This is a genomic window from Saccharopolyspora erythraea NRRL 2338 (assembly GCF_000062885.1).
Lineage (GTDB): Bacteria > Actinomycetota > Actinomycetes > Mycobacteriales > Pseudonocardiaceae > Saccharopolyspora_D > Saccharopolyspora_D erythraea.
This window is the reverse complement of record NC_009142.1, coordinates 3,713,980-3,729,079: the sequence shown is the minus strand read 5'-3', so window position 1 is coordinate 3,729,079 and position 15,100 is coordinate 3,713,980. Positions and strand designations below refer to the sequence as shown.

Annotated in this window: 15 protein-coding genes; 7 read left to right on the top strand and 8 right to left on the bottom strand. The window is 70.5% G+C overall.

What is annotated here, in order from left to right; translation table 11 throughout:
• Positions 1-24 precede the first annotated feature (24 nt).
• Positions 25-1,215 (top strand): trans-sulfuration enzyme family protein, encoded by a 1,191-nt coding sequence (locus tag SACE_RS16380; protein ID WP_009949609.1) that lies wholly within the window; start codon positions 25-27, stop codon positions 1,213-1,215.
• A 95-nt stretch (positions 1,216-1,310) separates the two neighbouring features.
• On the opposite strand, the gene SACE_RS16375 is transcribed toward SACE_RS16380, so the two are convergent.
• Positions 1,311-1,574, bottom strand: a complete 264-nt coding sequence (locus tag SACE_RS16375) for a hypothetical protein (RefSeq protein ID WP_021342092.1) — start codon at positions 1,572-1,574, stop codon at positions 1,311-1,313.
• Between the two features lie 152 nt (positions 1,575-1,726).
• Here SACE_RS16375 and SACE_RS16370 point away from each other — a divergent pair, with 152 nt between their 5' ends.
• The 4 genes from SACE_RS16370 to SACE_RS35870 all read left to right on the top strand — a co-directional run bounded on the left by SACE_RS16370 (position 1,727) and on the right by SACE_RS35870 (position 7,189).
• Positions 1,727-3,022 carry a helix-turn-helix domain-containing protein gene (locus SACE_RS16370; RefSeq protein WP_009949611.1) on the top strand — a complete coding sequence of 432 codons (1,296 nt, stop codon included), beginning with the start codon at positions 1,727-1,729 and terminating at the stop codon, positions 3,020-3,022.
• Between the two features lie 65 nt (positions 3,023-3,087).
• Positions 3,088-3,861 carry a toll/interleukin-1 receptor domain-containing protein gene (locus SACE_RS16365; protein WP_009949612.1) on the top strand — a complete coding sequence of 258 codons (774 nt, stop codon included), beginning with the start codon at positions 3,088-3,090 and terminating at the stop codon, positions 3,859-3,861.
• Positions 3,858-5,831, top strand: a complete 1,974-nt coding sequence (locus tag SACE_RS16360; protein ID WP_011874015.1) for a P-loop NTPase family protein — start codon at positions 3,858-3,860, stop codon at positions 5,829-5,831. The genes SACE_RS16365 and SACE_RS16360 overlap by 4 nt, the downstream gene beginning before the upstream one ends.
• Positions 5,828-7,189 (top strand): hypothetical protein, encoded by a 1,362-nt coding sequence (locus SACE_RS35870; protein ID WP_011874014.1) that lies wholly within the window; start codon positions 5,828-5,830, stop codon positions 7,187-7,189. The genes SACE_RS16360 and SACE_RS35870 overlap by 4 nt, the downstream gene beginning before the upstream one ends.
• Positions 7,190-7,594: 405 nt before the next feature.
• Here the strand turns inward: SACE_RS35870 and SACE_RS16350 are convergent, their stop codons facing one another.
• The 5 genes from SACE_RS16350 to SACE_RS16330 form a co-directional block, all read right to left on the bottom strand.
• Positions 7,595-8,401 (bottom strand): SDR family NAD(P)-dependent oxidoreductase, encoded by an 807-nt coding sequence (locus tag SACE_RS16350; protein WP_009949614.1) that lies wholly within the window; start codon positions 8,399-8,401, stop codon positions 7,595-7,597.
• Between the two features lie 167 nt (positions 8,402-8,568).
• Complete coding sequence (locus SACE_RS16345) at positions 8,569-9,222, bottom strand: alpha-ketoglutarate-dependent dioxygenase AlkB family protein (RefSeq protein WP_009949616.1); 654 nt, start codon at positions 9,220-9,222, stop codon at positions 8,569-8,571.
• On the bottom strand, positions 9,213-9,689 hold the full coding sequence (locus SACE_RS16340) for a type 1 periplasmic-binding domain-containing protein (protein ID WP_009949617.1): 477 nt from the start codon (positions 9,687-9,689) through the stop codon (positions 9,213-9,215). The genes SACE_RS16345 and SACE_RS16340 overlap by 10 nt, the downstream gene beginning before the upstream one ends.
• On the bottom strand, positions 9,686-10,450 hold the full coding sequence (locus SACE_RS16335) for a methylated-DNA--[protein]-cysteine S-methyltransferase (RefSeq protein ID WP_009949618.1): 765 nt from the start codon (positions 10,448-10,450) through the stop codon (positions 9,686-9,688). The genes SACE_RS16340 and SACE_RS16335 overlap by 4 nt, the downstream gene beginning before the upstream one ends.
• Positions 10,447-11,049, bottom strand: a complete 603-nt coding sequence (locus SACE_RS16330) for an RNA polymerase sigma factor (RefSeq protein ID WP_009949619.1) — start codon at positions 11,047-11,049, stop codon at positions 10,447-10,449. Before SACE_RS16330 ends, SACE_RS16335 begins: the two co-directional genes overlap by 4 nt.
• 209 nt (positions 11,050-11,258) lie before the next feature.
• Between SACE_RS16330 and SACE_RS16325 the strand changes: the two genes are divergently transcribed.
• Complete coding sequence (locus SACE_RS16325) at positions 11,259-12,353, top strand: IS630 family transposase (RefSeq protein ID WP_011873748.1); 1,095 nt, start codon at positions 11,259-11,261, stop codon at positions 12,351-12,353.
• Here the strand turns inward: SACE_RS16325 and SACE_RS16320 are convergent.
• Both SACE_RS16320 and SACE_RS16315 read right to left on the bottom strand, forming a co-directional pair.
• Positions 12,350-13,177: an alpha/beta fold hydrolase gene (locus tag SACE_RS16320; protein WP_009946205.1), complete on the bottom strand. Its 828-nt coding sequence runs from the start codon at positions 13,175-13,177 to the stop codon at positions 12,350-12,352. The two genes, SACE_RS16325 and SACE_RS16320, sit on opposite strands and share 4 nt — an antisense overlap.
• Before the next feature lie 267 nt (positions 13,178-13,444).
• The gene (locus SACE_RS16315) at positions 13,445-13,849 is read right to left on the bottom strand and encodes a VOC family protein (protein WP_009946206.1); all 405 of its coding nucleotides are present in this window, start codon (positions 13,847-13,849) and stop codon (positions 13,445-13,447) included.
• 113 nt (positions 13,850-13,962) lie between these two features.
• Here SACE_RS16315 and SACE_RS16310 point away from each other — a divergent pair, with 113 nt between their 5' ends.
• Positions 13,963-14,940 carry a helix-turn-helix transcriptional regulator gene (locus tag SACE_RS16310; RefSeq protein ID WP_029621544.1) on the top strand — a complete coding sequence of 326 codons (978 nt, stop codon included), beginning with the start codon at positions 13,963-13,965 and terminating at the stop codon, positions 14,938-14,940.
• Positions 14,941-15,100 lie beyond the last annotated feature (160 nt).

The following is a 15,100-nucleotide window of genomic DNA, read 5'->3' as shown; positions in this document are numbered from 1 at the left end:
TGAGGTGTTGCGCAGGATGAGCGCATGAGCGAGTTCCACCTCGACACCCGCGCCGTTCACACCCCGATCCCCCGACCGGACGGGGCAAGCCGCCCGCTCGGTGTCCCGATCTACCAGAACCACATCTTCGCCTTCGACGACCCCGAGGCGCAGGACGCCGCCTTCAGGGGCGAGCCGGAGGCCTTCGTCTACAACCGGTACGGCAATCCCACGGTCGACGCGCTGGAGAAGGCCGTCGCCGGACTGGAAGGCGGTGCGGCGGCGCTGGCCGCGGCATCGGGCATGGGTGCGATCAGCACCGTGCTGCTGGGCTCGCTCTCCTCCGGCGACCACGTCATCGCCCAGCGCGGCCTCTACGGCGCGACGCTGGCGCTGCTGGCCGACCTCGCCCAGCGGTGGGGCGTCGAGGTGACGCACGCGTCCGGGCACGACGTCGAGGAGATGCGGGCCGCGCTGCGGCCCAACACCAAGCTGCTCTACCTGGAGACGATCGGCAATCCCACCACCAGGATCGCCGACCTGCCGGGGCTTTTCGCGGTCGCGCGGGAGCACGGGGTGATGTCGGTCGTGGACAACACCTTCGCGACCCCGGTGCTGTGCAGGCCGATCGAGCACGGCGCCGACGTCGTCGTGCACTCCACCACCAAGTACATCGGCGGGCACGGCGACACCCTCGGCGGGATCGCGGTCTTCGCCGACCGCGAGCGCCACCGGCGGATCCGCGACTACTCCTGCCAGCTCGGCGCCACGGCGGCGCCGATCCCGGCGTGGCTGGCGCTGCGCGGACTGCGGACGCTGTCGTTGCGCGTCCAGCGGCAGTGCGACAACGCGAAGCTGCTGGCCGAACGCCTGTCCGCCGATCCGGCCGTCACCGCGGTGCACCACCCGAGCCTGGAGTCCCACCCCGACCGGGAACTCGCGGTCCGGTTGCTCGACGGCGGCGCCGGGGGCGGTGTCCTCGGCCTCGACCTCGCGGGCGGCCGGGAAGCGGGGCGGGTTTTCAGCGACGCGCTGCGACTGGCGCTCGCCGCCGTGTCGCTCGGCGACGTCAAGACGCTCGTCTCCCACCCCGCCGGCACTTCGCACCGCCAGCTCGACGAGCGGCAGCTGGAAGCGGTCGGCATCGGGCCGGGGACCGTGCGCATCGCCGTGGGCATCGAACACCCCGAAGACCTGTGGGCCGACGTGCGGCAAGCACTGCGCAAGGTCCACTGAGGACGGTTGACGGGAGCGCCGGACCCGCGGGTCCGGCGCTCCTGCTTTTGCCGCCCGTTTCCCGTCGACGCCCCGACGGGAAACGGGAAACACCCTCATCCACCCCCATCACGGCCGCCGGTTTCGCCACAATCCACCGGCAGGCGGCCTGCGTTGCGGAGGTAGGCGCCCAGATCCCTCCAGGCGTCTAGGACGGCGATGAGCGCGGCGGCGAGCACGAGCACCAGGGCGACGACGGCGCCCTCCTCCGGTCTGGCCAGTCCCGCCGCCGCGACCACCGCCCATGCCTGCACCAGCGTGAACCCCACCGTGAGCAGCACGCGCAGCGAAACGCCCGGCGTGCGGATCTTCCTGATCATTCCGGTCTCCCTGCGGATCAAGGGATTGACTCCCTTCCGTAACCTGGTACGCACGTTCCGCATCCACCGCCCAGCTTGTCCGCCACCGCGCCCGGCAGCCAGGCGTTGCCCGCGCGCCCACCCAGCAGGAGACGGGAAACCCGGAGGTTCGAGTGTCCGACCGGCCGACACTGTTCGGAGCAGAACTCCGGAGGCTGCGCATCGCCGCCGGCATGGCGCTGTCGGAACTGGCCCGGCGGGTGCACTACAGCAAGGGCTACCTCAGCAAGGTCGAAACCGGCCTCAAACCCGCCCAGCCCGACCTGGCCCGCCGTTGCGACGCCGCCCTCGACGCCGGGGGCGCGCTCGCCGCGCTGGTCCCCGCGCCCGCCTCCGGAGTGCGGCTGCCCGAGACGGGCGACGACGGCGAGGTGTGGATGTTGAACCTGAGCGATGACGGGACGAGCCGGTTCCGGCCGATGGACCGCAGGCAGGCGTTGGCCGCGGGCGCGGCCTCGATGCTCGGCTTCGGCCTGGGCGGGCGCGGTATGGCCGCGACGGCCGCCCAGCCGGCGCCGCTGGAGACCTTCCGCGAGCTGTTCGGCCAGCTGCGCCGGCTCGGCCAGACCGCGAGCCCCGGTGTGGTGCTGCCGACGCTGATCGCGCAGACGCACACGCTGCGCGGCCTGTCGTCCAACGCCGGCTCCCGCACACGCGGCCCGCTGCTGGCGCTGACCGCCCGCTACGCCGAGTACGCGGGGTGGATGGCCCAGGAGTCCGGGGACGACCGCGCAGCCCTGTGGTGGACCGACCGCGCGGTGGAGCTGGCCGCGGCCGGCGACGACCACGACCTGGCCACCTACTCGCTGGTCCGGCGCGCGCTGGTGACGCTGTACCGGGAGGACGCCGCGCACACCGTCGGGCTGGCCCGGCAGGCGCAGAACACCACGGCACCACCGCGCATCCACGGGCTGGCCGCGCAGCGCGAAGCGCAGGGCCACGCCCTGGCCGGTGACTACGACCGGTGCCTGCGCAGCCTGGACCGCGCCCGCGAATTGCTGGCCCGCGACGCGCGGGAGTCGGAGGCCCCGGTGCTCGGCACGGTGAACCTCACCGACCCGGTGGCGATGGTGACCGGGTGGTGCCTGCACGACCTCGGCCGCCCGCGCGAGGCGGCCGAGATCATGGACCGCGAGATCGCCCGGCTGCCCGCGCACGCGCTGCGCAGCCACGCCCGCTACGGCGTCCGCCGCGCGCTCTCCCACGCCGGTGCGGGCGAGATCGACCACGCCTGCGAGCTGACCGCGCACCTGCTCGGCTCGGTCGAGGTCGTCAGCTCCGCGACGGTGCTGACCGATCTGCGCCGGCTGGCCCGCACCCTGGCCCGCTTCCACACCCACCCGGCGGTCCGCGAGCTCTACCCGCGGCTGACCGCCGCACTGCACGACCCCACCGCGCCCACCGCCTGAGCGCGAGCTCCCCCCCCCGCGACACCAGAGAGCACCTTTCCCGGCACCAGAAGGAGAACACCGCCGTGCACGACGTCTTCATCAACTACCGCACCGGTGACGACGAGTCCGCAGCCGCTCTCATCGACCAGGACCTGTCCCTGCGTTTCGGCAGCGAACGGATCTTCCGCGCCAGCAAGTCGATCGAGCCCGGCGAGGACTTCACCGAGCGGCTCGTCGCCGCCGTGCGCCAGTGCCGGGTGCTGCTGGTGGTCATCGGTCCCCGCTGGCTCACCGCGCGCGGCGCCGACGGCCGCAACGCGCTGGACGACGAGTCCGACTGGACGCGCCGGGAGATCCTCGAAGCGTTCGACCGGGGCATCCGCGTGGTGCCCGTCCTGGTCGGGAGGACGACCGAAAGGCTGGCCAGGGCCGACCTGCCGCCCGCGCTGGCCGAGCTCGCCGACTGCCAGTACCGGCGGCTGGACCTGCGCAACTCCGAAGCGGACCTGGCGCAGATCGCCGCGAAGCTCTCGGAGCTGGTTCCCGGTCTGGTCGACAGGAGCGGCAAGGAGGCACCGAAGCCGGCCGCGGCGGGCAACACCTACAACAGCGTGGGCAACGTGACCGGCTGGGTGGTGCAGGCCGACGTCTACCACAACAACCAGAGCGGCGGGATCGGCAACGTCGCCGGGAACATCGGCACCTACATCGACAGGGCGGACGGACCGTTGCACACCGGTAGCGGCAACCAGTACAACAACTCCACGCACTCGTCGGGCGACGGCGTCAACCACGTCGCGAACAACAAGGGCAGGATCCGCCAGCGCTTCGGCGACGGCGGCGAGGACCGGCGATGACGACGTGGATCGAAACCGCGACCGGGCCGGTCACCGCCGGCAGCGGTGACCAGACCAACCACATCAACTACTACCTGGACCGCGAGTCCGGCCGCCTGACAAGGCAGGGCAGGGACCTGATGCTGGTGGCGGAGGACGATCTGCGCCGGCTGGCCCAGCGGTTCGTCCCGCCCCGCGACTTCGGTGCGGCGACCGAACGGCTGACCCGACCGGGCATGGTGCTGCTGACCGGTGATCCCGGCACCGGACGACGGGCCGCGGCGAAGATGCTGCTGCACGACCTGGGGCCCGACGGCGGCAGGTTCGAGGAGCTGCACGACGATCCGGAGATCTCGCTGTCCGCCCAGATCGCCGCAGGCGGCCGGTACCTGCTCGACCTGGCGGCCACCGACGAGGCCCGCTTCCGTTCGGTCCAACCGGAACTCGGCTCGGTGCGGGCGGCGCTGGAGCAGCACGAGGCGCGGCTGGTGGCCGTGCTTCCCCGCCACCACGAGCACCTGTTGCGCGACGAGTTCGGCGACCTCGTCGTCGGTATCGGGCGGCCGAACGGGTCGCGGGTGCTCAAGCAGCACCTGCGAGCAGACGGCATCGACTTCCGCGAAGGCGATCTCGGCATGCCCGAGCTCGCCGACTACCTCGCCTCGGCGGCGATGCGCGAGCTGCGGGAGCTGTCGAGGCTCACCCGGCTCGCTTCCGAAGCCGACCGCGGCGGCGGATTCTCCTCCTGGCTCACCCAGGCCATCAACGCCCGCAAGGAGCGCGGTGCGGAAGTCGCGGCGCGGGTCAGGGACAAGCGCGACGCCTGGTCGCGTGCCCTGCTGCTGTCGACCGCGATGCTCACCGGCTGCCGCTCGGACGCGGTCTTCCACGCCGCCACGCTGCTGCTCTCCGTCGTGGGGCACACGCCGGACGGCACCCCGGCGCTGGAGCAGGCCGACCTGGCCGAACGGCTGACCGACATCGGCGTCGGCGTGGACCGCGACCAGCGCGTCCGCTTCGACACGCTGGCCTACGACGAGGCGGTGCTCACCCACTTCTGGAACAACTTCCCGGATCTGCGGCTGTCGTACCGGACGTGGATCGACAAGCTGGTGCGACTGCGGCTGCTCGGCGAGGCCGACCGCGGCGCCCTGGTGCCGCGCTTCGCCGCGCACGCCCTGCGGGTGGGGCGACCCGACGACCTGGTGCACCTGGTCGAGCGCTGGGCGGAGCGGACCGAGAGCGGGCGTCCTTCCCCGCACCTGCCGCTGGCCGCCGAGGCGCTGACGCTGGGGCTGCGGCACGAGGAGCACGGCGGGCACTTCCGGAGCCAGATCTACAGCTGGTCCCGCGATCAGAGCCTGCCGCAGGACCTCGCGCTCGTGGTGGTCCAGGTCTGCGCGGATGTGCTCGCGCCGGACCATCCGGACCAGGCGCTGGTCCGCCTGCACCATCTCGCCAGGCGCGGGCGCGGGGTCGTGCGTGCGGCGGCGCGCGATGCGCTCCTCGGACTGGTCGAGCGGGACCGGCGGCAGCTGCGCCGCCTGCTCGACCGTCTCGCCGGCGAACAGGCTTCGCCGCACTGGAACGGCACCGATGCCGGTCTGTTCCTGGAGCTGGTGGCTTCCCCGCCGTTCACCGATCGGATGCGGGCGGACCGGCGGCTGCTCGGCGACACGACAGTGCGGGCGCAGCTCGTGAAGGGCTGGGGTTCGGTGCTGTCCGGCCGAGGCAGGGACGTGTGGGGCGACGGCGCGCGGGCCTGGCTGGACTCCTCCGTCTCCGACGCGCGCCCGCTCGACATCCTCGTGGAGGCCTCCCGCGACGACGGCGACGCGCTCGGCGGTCTCTACGTGACGGCCCGCGACTGGGCGCACGAGGACCCGGCGCGTGCGGCGACGCGCGACTCGCTGCTGCGCCGGATCGACCGCGCGCAGGGCTTCGAAGCAGACGAGTCAACCACCGAAGGCAGTCAGGAGATGCAACGATGAACTCCGAGAACAAGGTCCTGGTCGCGTTCATCACCGCGGCCTGCGTGCTGGTCCCGACCGGCATCGCCGTCGGCACGGGGATGAACGGCTGGCTGTGGGCGCTGATCACCCTGGCGCTGCTGACGATTCCGTACCTCGTCGCCAGGAAGCTCATCGACCAGAACAACCAGCGCCGGATGCAGCGGGAGCTGGACACCGTCACCGAGCATCCCGCACCGGTCGAGCAGCCGGCGCCGCTGCCGTACCAGCAGGAGGACGTGACCGAGGTGGCGCTGCCCAGCTCGGTCGCCGACTACGACTTCCTGTTCTCCGCCACGGTCTGGTGGCGACCGGTGCCGAACCCACCGGGCATACCGCACGCCAACCCGGGCGGGCTGGCCATCGACTCGGTCCTCAGCCGGGCCAGGGACATCACCGCCCAGGGCACGCCGGAGCGGCGGACCGTCGTGCAGCACAAGCTCAACGCGGTGCTGGGTACCGTGCTGCGCGACGAGACCGGTCGGGTCGAGAGCATGGCCAACAACGTCGCGCTGACGCTGTCGGAGGCCGACCTGCGGCGCCTGCGCAAGCTCTCCGACGTCCGCAAGGACGAGGAGGTGTGGGAGCACGAGCGCAACCACGAGCGCAACAAGCGCACGTACCTCAGCGACGACGTGCTCAAGAACCCGGGCAGCGCCCTGGTGTGGTGGCTGGCCAACAACGAGACGCAGGTGGAGCAGGCGGTCAAGCTGATCGGGCCGCTGGCGAAGCTTTCCGCTGCCGCGACCGGCACCGACGTCCCCGACCTGTACCTGAGGCTGGCGTCCGAGCAGTACGCGGCGGACGCCGCTTCAGGCTCCGGTGCCGGATTCGGGTCCGGTGCCGGTTCGGGCTCCAGTACCGGTTCCGCGAGCGGCAACGGCTACCACGCCTTCCCCGACGGCGCGTTCTCCGACTTCACGGTGCACTTCCCGGAGGCCGAGCACCGCAACACCACCGACCTGCTGGCCGACCTGATGACGGCGCTGGACCTCGATCCGGACAGCGACCGCGGCGCGCTGCTGGCGAACCGGTTCGCCAAGCTCGTCGATACGGCGGGCAAGCCCGAGGAGGCCGCGGAGATCCGGCGCCGGTTCGACCACCCCTCCCCTGCCACTCCCGACACTGACCGGGACTCCGGGCCGGACTCCACTGTGGACCCCGACGGGACGGACCCCGCCGGCGACACCGTGTCCGCGGGCGGCGGTGGTTCCCATGCGGGCAACGGTGCCCAACAGGACGAGGCGGAGAACGGACACGTCGTCCGGCCACACGGCGACCCCGTGGAGACGCCGTTCCAACCCACAGGCCGCGACCTCAACGGCCACCACGTCGACTGATCCGAGGCAAGCCACGTCAGTTGGTCTCTGACCTCCGCTGTGCCAGGGACCAACTGACCCAACTCGCATCAGGAACCGGCTGACGCACATCACATCAGGAACCCGCTGACGAATACCGCGTCAGGAAGCGACTGACGGACATCGCGTCAGGAAATGGCTGACACACGTCACGTCAGGACCGGCTGACGCGCATCACGTCGATTGATCACTGGGGGTCCGCGTGATGGGTGCCCGACATGGCACCCATCACACGGCGTTTTGCCCGTGCCACCACTGCCCTGCCCAGCTCCCAGCGGCTGCGTCGACAGGATCCGAGCGTCTTCACCCGCCCGTCGTTCTTCACGCTCCTCTCTCCCTGCCCCCGATCAGCCTTCTGTCGTGCGCTCGCGAGCCTCCGAGGTGACCTCACACCTCTTTGAGGAAGCCCGAATCGACGGCTAAGTCGGCACCTGTGGTGCTGCCCGAGCGGGGCGAGGCGAGCAGCACCACCGCGTCGGCTACCTCCTGCGGATCGGCGAGCCGCCCGGTGGCCAGCTTCATCATCTCCGGCACGACCGAGGACAGGACGCTCTCGCGGTCGATTCCCGCCTGCGCGGCGATCAGGTCGGCGACACCGCCCTCTTCGGTCCACAAGGGAGTGCGCACCGGCCCCGGCGAGACCGTGTTCACGCGGAGGCCCTGCGGGCCGTACTCGCCCGCCAGCACCTTGGTCAGGTTGTTCACACCCGCCTTGGCGGCGCCGTAGTCGACGTTGATCGGGGACGGCTGGCGCGCGTTGCCGGAGGAGACGTTGACGATCGAGCCACCGCCCCGCGCCAGCATCGCCGGAATCGCCGCCCTGATCGCGCGGACCACCGAGAAGAGGTTGAGCTCGAACATCATCCGCCACTGCTCGTCGGTCGCGTCCATGAACGAGCCCCTGGGCAGGGTGACGCCCGGAGGCGGGCCGCCCGCGTTGTTGACCAGGATGTCGAGTCCTCCGAAGACCTCCACCGCGTGCGCGATGAGCGCGGCCGGTGCCTCCGGGTCCATCAGGTCGGCGGGGAAGTGCACCAGGTCGGGACCGGCGAGTTCGTCGAGCTCCTGGGAAGGTTTCCGGGAGGTGGCCACCACGCGGGCGCCCTCGGCCAGCAGCGTGCGGGTCACCGCGAGTCCGATGCCCTTGGAAGCGCCGGTCACCACCGCGACCCGGCCGGAGAGGTTCAGATCCATCGTGTACTCCTGTGGAATTTCTCCGCCGTTGTGGCGGCGGAGGTGAGCATCGCGCCCACACCATGAAGAACACCGATGAGCGGAACCGGTTGCAGTTCTGGGGAAGTTGACGCGGCGAGTTTGGCCAGAGCGATGCGGATCTTCGCGCGGGACCGCCGACAAGACCGTCAGTCCAAACCGGACACCCGCATCGTGATGTTCAGCCTGCCGCGGTCGAGCCCGATGTCCGGCTCGCGGGTACCGGGCAGGATTCGCAGCACGCCGTGGTAGGCCATCCGCGAGGGGCCGCCGAACACCAGCAGGTCTCCCGAGCAGAGCTCGACGTCGGTCCACGGCCGGTTGCGGTTCTCGGTGTTGCCGAGGCGGAACATGCCTGTGTCGCCCAGGCTGAGCGAGACCACCGGATCCGGCGCGCGCTCGTCCTTGTCCTGGTGCAGCCCCATCCGCGCCGAGTCGTCGTAGTAGTTGATCAGCGCGACGTCGGGTCGGTAGTCCGCCGCGTCGAAGTCGTCACCGTAGGCGTCGGCGACCGCTCGCCTGCCGAGATCTCCGAGCCAGGACGGGAACGGCTTGACCGGCGAGCCGTCCTGGTCGTCGAGCGTCCGCGAGTACCGGTACGGATACCAGTGCCAGCCCAGGCAGACGGTCCGCGCGGACATGACGGCCCCGTTGGGCATGCGGGCGGCCCGCATGCCTGCGGGGCCGGTCGCCCATTCCCGGCAGGCCCGGACGAGCATCCGCTGCTGTCCTGGATCCAGCCAGTCCGGTACGTGGACCGCGCCCGGTGCCAGTTCGGTGCGCGGCCGGGGAATCATCTCCATGGCGTCACCGTCCCTCCCCCGGTACCTCGGGAGATGAGTCGGCCGTCGGCGAACATCCAGCCCGAACCGTCCGATGCGGCCCCTCTCATACCGTCGGTGGCCGCGGCTCCGACCGCTGCCGGCAGGAGCGGATCGGCGAGCCCGGCGAAGGCGACCGTGCGGTCCGGCCGCCAGCCACCGACGGCCGCCAGTCTGCGGCCGAATCCGGTCCAGCCGGTCGGCTCGTCGGCCACCACCCAGGCATCCGGCCCTCCGGCGACCAGCCGGCACGCCGGCTTCAGCCAGGAAGCGGCGCGGGCGGGCCACGACACGACCGCGCCGATCTCGCCGCCCGCCGCGCTCCACGCGCGGACGAACCGGGCCGCCCGCTCGGCCGAGCCCGCGTCCCGCCCGTGCCCGATGTTGACCAGGGTCGCCTCCAGCTCGCGCAGCAGCTCGACCACCTTGCCGACCTCCGCGCCGGTCACGATGCCATCTCGACCGGACGGCAGTGCCTGCACGGCCGGTACCCGGCCTTTTCGGCCGCCTCGACGGTACCGAAGCCGCGCCGGTGGGCGGCGCTGATCCGCCTGGCGTTGTGGCAGGTCGGGAAGCACACGATGTTGGTGGTGTCGCTGCCGAGGTAGTGGACGCCGGACTCGGCGAGCTCCCGGACCTCGTCGAGGTTGACCTCCTCCGACCGCAGCATGCGTTCCTGTGCCCGCGCGCCGAACACGTGCTCGCCGCTCTCGCCGCGGGTCACGCGGTGGCACGGGACGACGACCGGGACCGGGTTGCGCGCCAGCACCACGTCCACCGCGGGTGCCCGCTCTGGGCGGCCGACCTCCCGGGCCACCCAGGCGCTCGGACGGGTCTGGCCCGCCGGGATGAGCCGGGTCGCCCGCAGCACCTCCTGGTCGAAGTCCGGCAGGTGCCGCAGGTCGACCTGGATCGACCTGGTCCGGTTGCGGCGCAGAGCCGTGAGCATCCCGGTGGGCTCGCGCTCGGCGCGCCGCAACGGCTGTTCGAACACCTGCCGGAACGCCTCCCGGAACTCAGCGTCGTCCTGCTCGGACTCCGCGGTGCGGACGAACATGACGCCGTGGCGGTTGAACGCCACGTCGACCGGCCCGAACCGGCTGCGCGCCCGCGTCCACTCGGCGAAGATCCGGTCCGCGAGCGGCCTGGGCGGCTCGTCGAGGAGATCGGCCAGCGCCGCCTCCAGTGAACTGTGCCTGTTGACCCTCATCGGGTACTCCTCCCTCCGGCCGCCGCCGCGGGACGCGCGGCGGCGGTGTAGTCCTCGCGGATGCGCCGCAGACCCCGTGAGACGTGCGACTTCGCCGTCCCCTCCGGGCAGTCCATCGCCGCGGCCACCTCCGCGATCGGCATGCCCACGACGTGGCGCAGCACGACCGCGATCCGCTGGCTCTCCGGCAGCCGCGCCACCAGCGCGCCCAGCTCGTCGCGGGTCTCCAGGCGTTCCACCTGCTCCTCGACGCTGGGGCCTGCGACCGACCGCTCCGGGAGCTCGGCCATCGGCACCTGCCCCGGCCGTCTGCCCGCGTCGCGCAGGAGGTTGCGCCACGCGTTGAGCACGATCGTGACCAGCCACGAGCGCAGCGACAACCGCAGGATGCGGTCGCGGTCGTAGCCGCGCAGCGACCGGTACGCGCGCAGCAGCGACTCGGCCGCGAGGTCCTCGGCGTCGGTGTCCCGGCCGCACAGCCGGTACGCGACCGAGTACACCGTCCGCGAGTAGGCGCGCACGAGCACGGCGAAGCCCTCGTCCAGGTCGTCGGCGAGCGCGGCGAGGACCTCGCCGGAGTCGTCCGGCTCGGCTGGCATGTCACCCATGTTCCAGGAGAACACCGACCGCGCGGATCGGTTGCACCGCCGCCGCCGTGTCACTCGCCCGTGGCCCGCTCCGGAGCAGCCTCAGGACGCCGTGGCTGAGGAGCCGTCCACAGCGGCCGGCGGCGAGCACCAGCGCGATGCCGACCCCAGCGATACCGGCCCTAGTGTCCTGAGTTGGAAGTTTGTTGTATGTTTTGGTGATGGGTCGTAGAGGTCCGCGTTTGCCCGATTTGGCGTTGACGGACGCTGAACGGGAGACGCTTCAGAGGTGGGCGCGTCGCCCGAAAACCGCGCAGGCGTTGGCGTTGCGGGCACGGATCGTGCTCGCCTGCGCCGAGGGAGTGTCCAACATGGACGTCTCGCGGCAGTTGCAGATTTCCCCTCCGACGGTGACGAAGTGGCGCCGCCGCTTTGTCGCTGATCGCCTGGAGGGATTGTCGGACGAGCCCCGGCCGGGTGCCCCGCGCACGATCACTGACCAACAGGTCGAAACCGTGATCGCCAAGACACTGGAGGAGGCGCCGCCGAACGAGGACTCGCATTGGTCGACTCGTTCGATGGCGAACGCGGTCGGGATGTCGCAGACGGCGATTTCCCGGATCTGGCGGGCTTTTGAGCTCAAGCCGCACCTGGTGCAGACCTGGAAGCTCAGCACCGATCCGCTGTTCGTGGAAAAGGTCCGAGACGTCGTCGGCCTCTACCTGGACCCACCGGAAAACGCCCTGGTCCTCTGCGTCGATGAGAAATCCCAGATACAGGCTCTGGATCGCACCGCGCCGATCCTGCCGGTCATGCCCACCACCCCGGCGCGCATGACCCACGACTATGTCCGGCACGGCACCACCAGCCTGTTCGCCGCCCTGGACGTGGCCACCGGATCCATCATCAGCCAGCACTACCGGCGGCACCGCCATCAGGAGTTCCTGAAATTCCTGAAGACCATCGACAAGAACACTCCCGCCGAACTGGACTTGCACCTGATCTGTGATAACTACGCGACGCACAAGACACCCGTGATCAAGAAATGGTTGTTGCGCCACCCGCGCTTCCACGTGCACTTCACCCCCACGAGCGCCTCCTGGCTCAACCTCGTCGAACGGTGGTTCGCCGAGCTGACCAACCGCAAACTCCGCCGATCCGCCCACCGCAGCGTCACCGAACTCGAAGCAGACGTCCGCGCCTGGATCGAATCCTGGAACGCCGACCCCACACCCTTCGTCTGGACCAAGACCGCCGACGAAATCTTCCAAACCCTCGCAGCCTACTGCCAACGAATTAACGACTCACGACACTAGAAGGAGATGAACTCCAGCAGGTCGGAGTTGAACGCGTCCTTGTACTCCGGCGTGGCGGCGAGCCCGTGCGAGGCGCCGGGGTAGACCTTCAGGGTCGCGCCGCGGACCAGTTCGGCCGACTTCCGCGCGGAGGCGTCGATGGGCACGATCTGGTCGTCGTCGCCGTGCAAGATCAGCGTCGGGACGTCGATCCTGCGCAGGTCGTCGGTGAAGTCGGTCTCGGAGAACGCCCTGATGCACTCCAGCGCGGCGTTGAGCCCGACCTGCATGCTCATCAGCCAGAACGCCTCGCGCAGGCCCTGCGAGACCGCCGAGCCGGGCCGGTTCGCGCCGTAGAACGGTTCGCTGAGGTCGCGGTAGAACTGCGACCGGTCGGCGGCGACGCCCGTGCGCATCTCGTCGAAGACATCGATCGGCAGGCCGCCGGGGTTGTGCTCGGTGCGCAGCATCAGCGGCGGGACCGCGCTCAGCAGCACCGCCCCGGCCACGCGGGCGGTGCCGTGGCGGCCGATGTAGCGGGTCACCTCGCCGCCGCCGGTCGAGTGGCCGACCAGCACCGCGTTCTCCAGGGCGAGCACGTCGAGCAGCGCCGCCAGGTCGTCGGCGTAGGTGTCCATGTCGTTGCCGCTCCACGGCTGCTCCGAGCGCCCGTGCCCCCTGCGGTCGTGGGCGATGGCCCGGAAGCCGCGCGAGGCCACCAGCACCATCTGGTCGTCCCAGGCGTCGGCGCTGAGGGGCCAGCCGTGGCTGAAGACGACGGGACGCCCCGAACCCCAGTCCTTGTAGAAGATCTCGGTGCCGTCCTTGGTCGTGATCACGCCCATCAGGTCTCCCAGCCTCGGCGAACACCGTCGGGGCCGCCCGGCGGGCGCGGCCCCGACGCCCACCCTGCCCGCTCGCCGGGTCGGCTTCCCGGGCATTTCGTCCCGAGTCCGGCGACGTCCAGGGCAGTGTAGGAGCTCAAACCGCGTGACATCTTGATCTTGTTCGACCTGCGGTTCTCGCGGTTGTCTCAAACCGATTTAACCAAGATCAGTCTCAAGCTCTTGGCATTTCCTCGGCGTCGACCGTCCGGCCGCTGTTAGGGCCGGTCAGCGGGCGAGTCTTGCGCGGGCCCCGTCGGTAAGCGGGGTGAAGAAGTTGACCAGGTTGCCGTCGGGGTCGCGAAACAGCAGAGAGCGGTTTCCCCACGGCATCGTGGTCGGCTTCTGCACGATCTCGGGGGCGACAGCCATGCTCGTCAGCCGTTCGTACTCTCGGTCGACGTCCTCGACGAGGAACTCGAGGATCGCGGTCCGGTTCGACTCGGGTACGGCCGCCCCGGCACTGAACAGCGCCATCGTCTCGGCACTGCCGATGGCCAACGTGCACGACGGGCCTACGAACTCGGCGAACTGCTCGGCGGGCCGCCGCGCATCGAGGCCGGTCACCTGCTCGTAGAACTCGACAAGACGGACGACGTCGTTGGTGATGACGCGGACAGAGACAAGCTGCACGGTGGATCCTTTCTGCGCTGGAGGGCGGTTCTGACCCCGTCCTCCGAGGGGACACCGGACACGCTAGGGGTAATAGTGGACAGGATCCGCCCGGTATTGGGACGATCCTGTGCGTGACTCGGCCAATTGCCCGTGTACTGGCATTGCTGGAGATCCTCCAGCGCGGAGGCACCTGGACCGTCGCCGAGCTCGCCGAGCGACTCGACGTGGACGAGCGCACCGTCCGCCGCTACGTCGGTCACCTCCTCGACCTGGACATCCCGGTCCGCTCGGTGCGCGGGCGGCACGGCGGGTACCGCCTGTCCCCGGGCTATCGGATGCCTCCACTGATGCTCACCGACGAGGAGGCACTCGCTGTCCTGCTCGGTCTGGTCGCGGGCCGGCGCGCCGGGTTGCTCAGCACCTCGGTCGCGGCCGCCGAGAGCGCGGTCGCGAAAGTCCGCCGAGTGCTACCCGAAGCTCTTGGCCGCCGGCTCGACGCGCTGCTGGAGATCGCCGACTTCACAGCGCCCGCACGATCGGCGCTCACGGCGGAAGCCGAGGTCCTGCTCACCGTCGCGGAGGCGGCGCGGGATCGTCGCCCGGTGGATCTTGGCTACATCGCCGGCCACGGCGGTGCCAGCGAACGCGTCGTCCATCCGTACGGGGTCGTGGCCCACTCCGGGCGGTGGTACCTGACCGGCTTCGACTCCGCCAGCGGGCAGGTGCGCACGTTCCGCGTCGACCGGATCACGACCGTCGAGATGCGCGTTGGAACGTTCGACGTACCAGTCGGATTCGACCCCGCCCAGCGGGTGCTGACCGCGATCGCCGAGACGCCGTACCAGCACGAGGTGTCCGTGCGGATTCGATCGACGCCCGAACAGATCCGCTCCGTCTTCCCACCGTCCGTCGCCAAACTGGAGGAGATCGATCCCGGCACTTCCTGGGTGCGGGCCCGGATACGAGCACAACGGCTCGAATGGATACCACCCCTGCTCGCAGCCCTCGATCGGCCGTTCGTCGTCGAACAACCCGACGCCCTCCGCGACCTGGTGCGAGCACTGGCCAGCCGGCTAGCCGGCCACGCCGACGCGCGACAAGGAGACTGATTACGCGCTGGGAAATCCCGCACACTGGCACCGAAGACCTACGGAAGCGCGCAGCCCAGACGGTATGGCACCAAGACCATGACTCGTGAACACACGAAGATCGCGATCACCCGATCCAGCGACCCATCGCCGAATTCTCAGCCCGATGTCCATTCGGACA

Excerpts from the sequence above, each read along its gene's own strand:
- SACE_RS16380 (WP_009949609.1), top strand. The coding sequence starts at position 25 with ATGAGCGAGTTCCACCTCGACACCCGCGCCGTTCACACCCCGATCCCC.
- SACE_RS16375 (WP_021342092.1), bottom strand. The coding sequence starts at position 1,574 with ATGATCAGGAAGATCCGCACGCCGGGCGTTTCGCTGCGCGTGCTGCTC.
- SACE_RS16360 (WP_011874015.1), top strand. The coding sequence starts at position 3,858 with ATGACGACGTGGATCGAAACCGCGACCGGGCCGGTCACCGCCGGCAGC.
- SACE_RS35870 (WP_011874014.1), top strand. The coding sequence starts at position 5,828 with ATGAACTCCGAGAACAAGGTCCTGGTCGCGTTCATCACCGCGGCCTGC.
- SACE_RS16350 (WP_009949614.1), bottom strand. The coding sequence starts at position 8,401 with ATGGATCTGAACCTCTCCGGCCGGGTCGCGGTGGTGACCGGCGCTTCC.
- SACE_RS16345 (WP_009949616.1), bottom strand. The coding sequence starts at position 9,222 with ATGGAGATGATTCCCCGGCCGCGCACCGAACTGGCACCGGGCGCGGTC.
- SACE_RS16335 (WP_009949618.1), bottom strand. The coding sequence starts at position 10,450 with ATGAGGGTCAACAGGCACAGTTCACTGGAGGCGGCGCTGGCCGATCTC.
- SACE_RS16330 (WP_009949619.1), bottom strand. The coding sequence starts at position 11,049 with ATGCCAGCCGAGCCGGACGACTCCGGCGAGGTCCTCGCCGCGCTCGCC.
- SACE_RS16325 (WP_011873748.1), top strand. The coding sequence starts at position 11,259 with ATGGGTCGTAGAGGTCCGCGTTTGCCCGATTTGGCGTTGACGGACGCT.
- SACE_RS16320 (WP_009946205.1), bottom strand. The coding sequence starts at position 13,177 with ATGGGCGTGATCACGACCAAGGACGGCACCGAGATCTTCTACAAGGAC.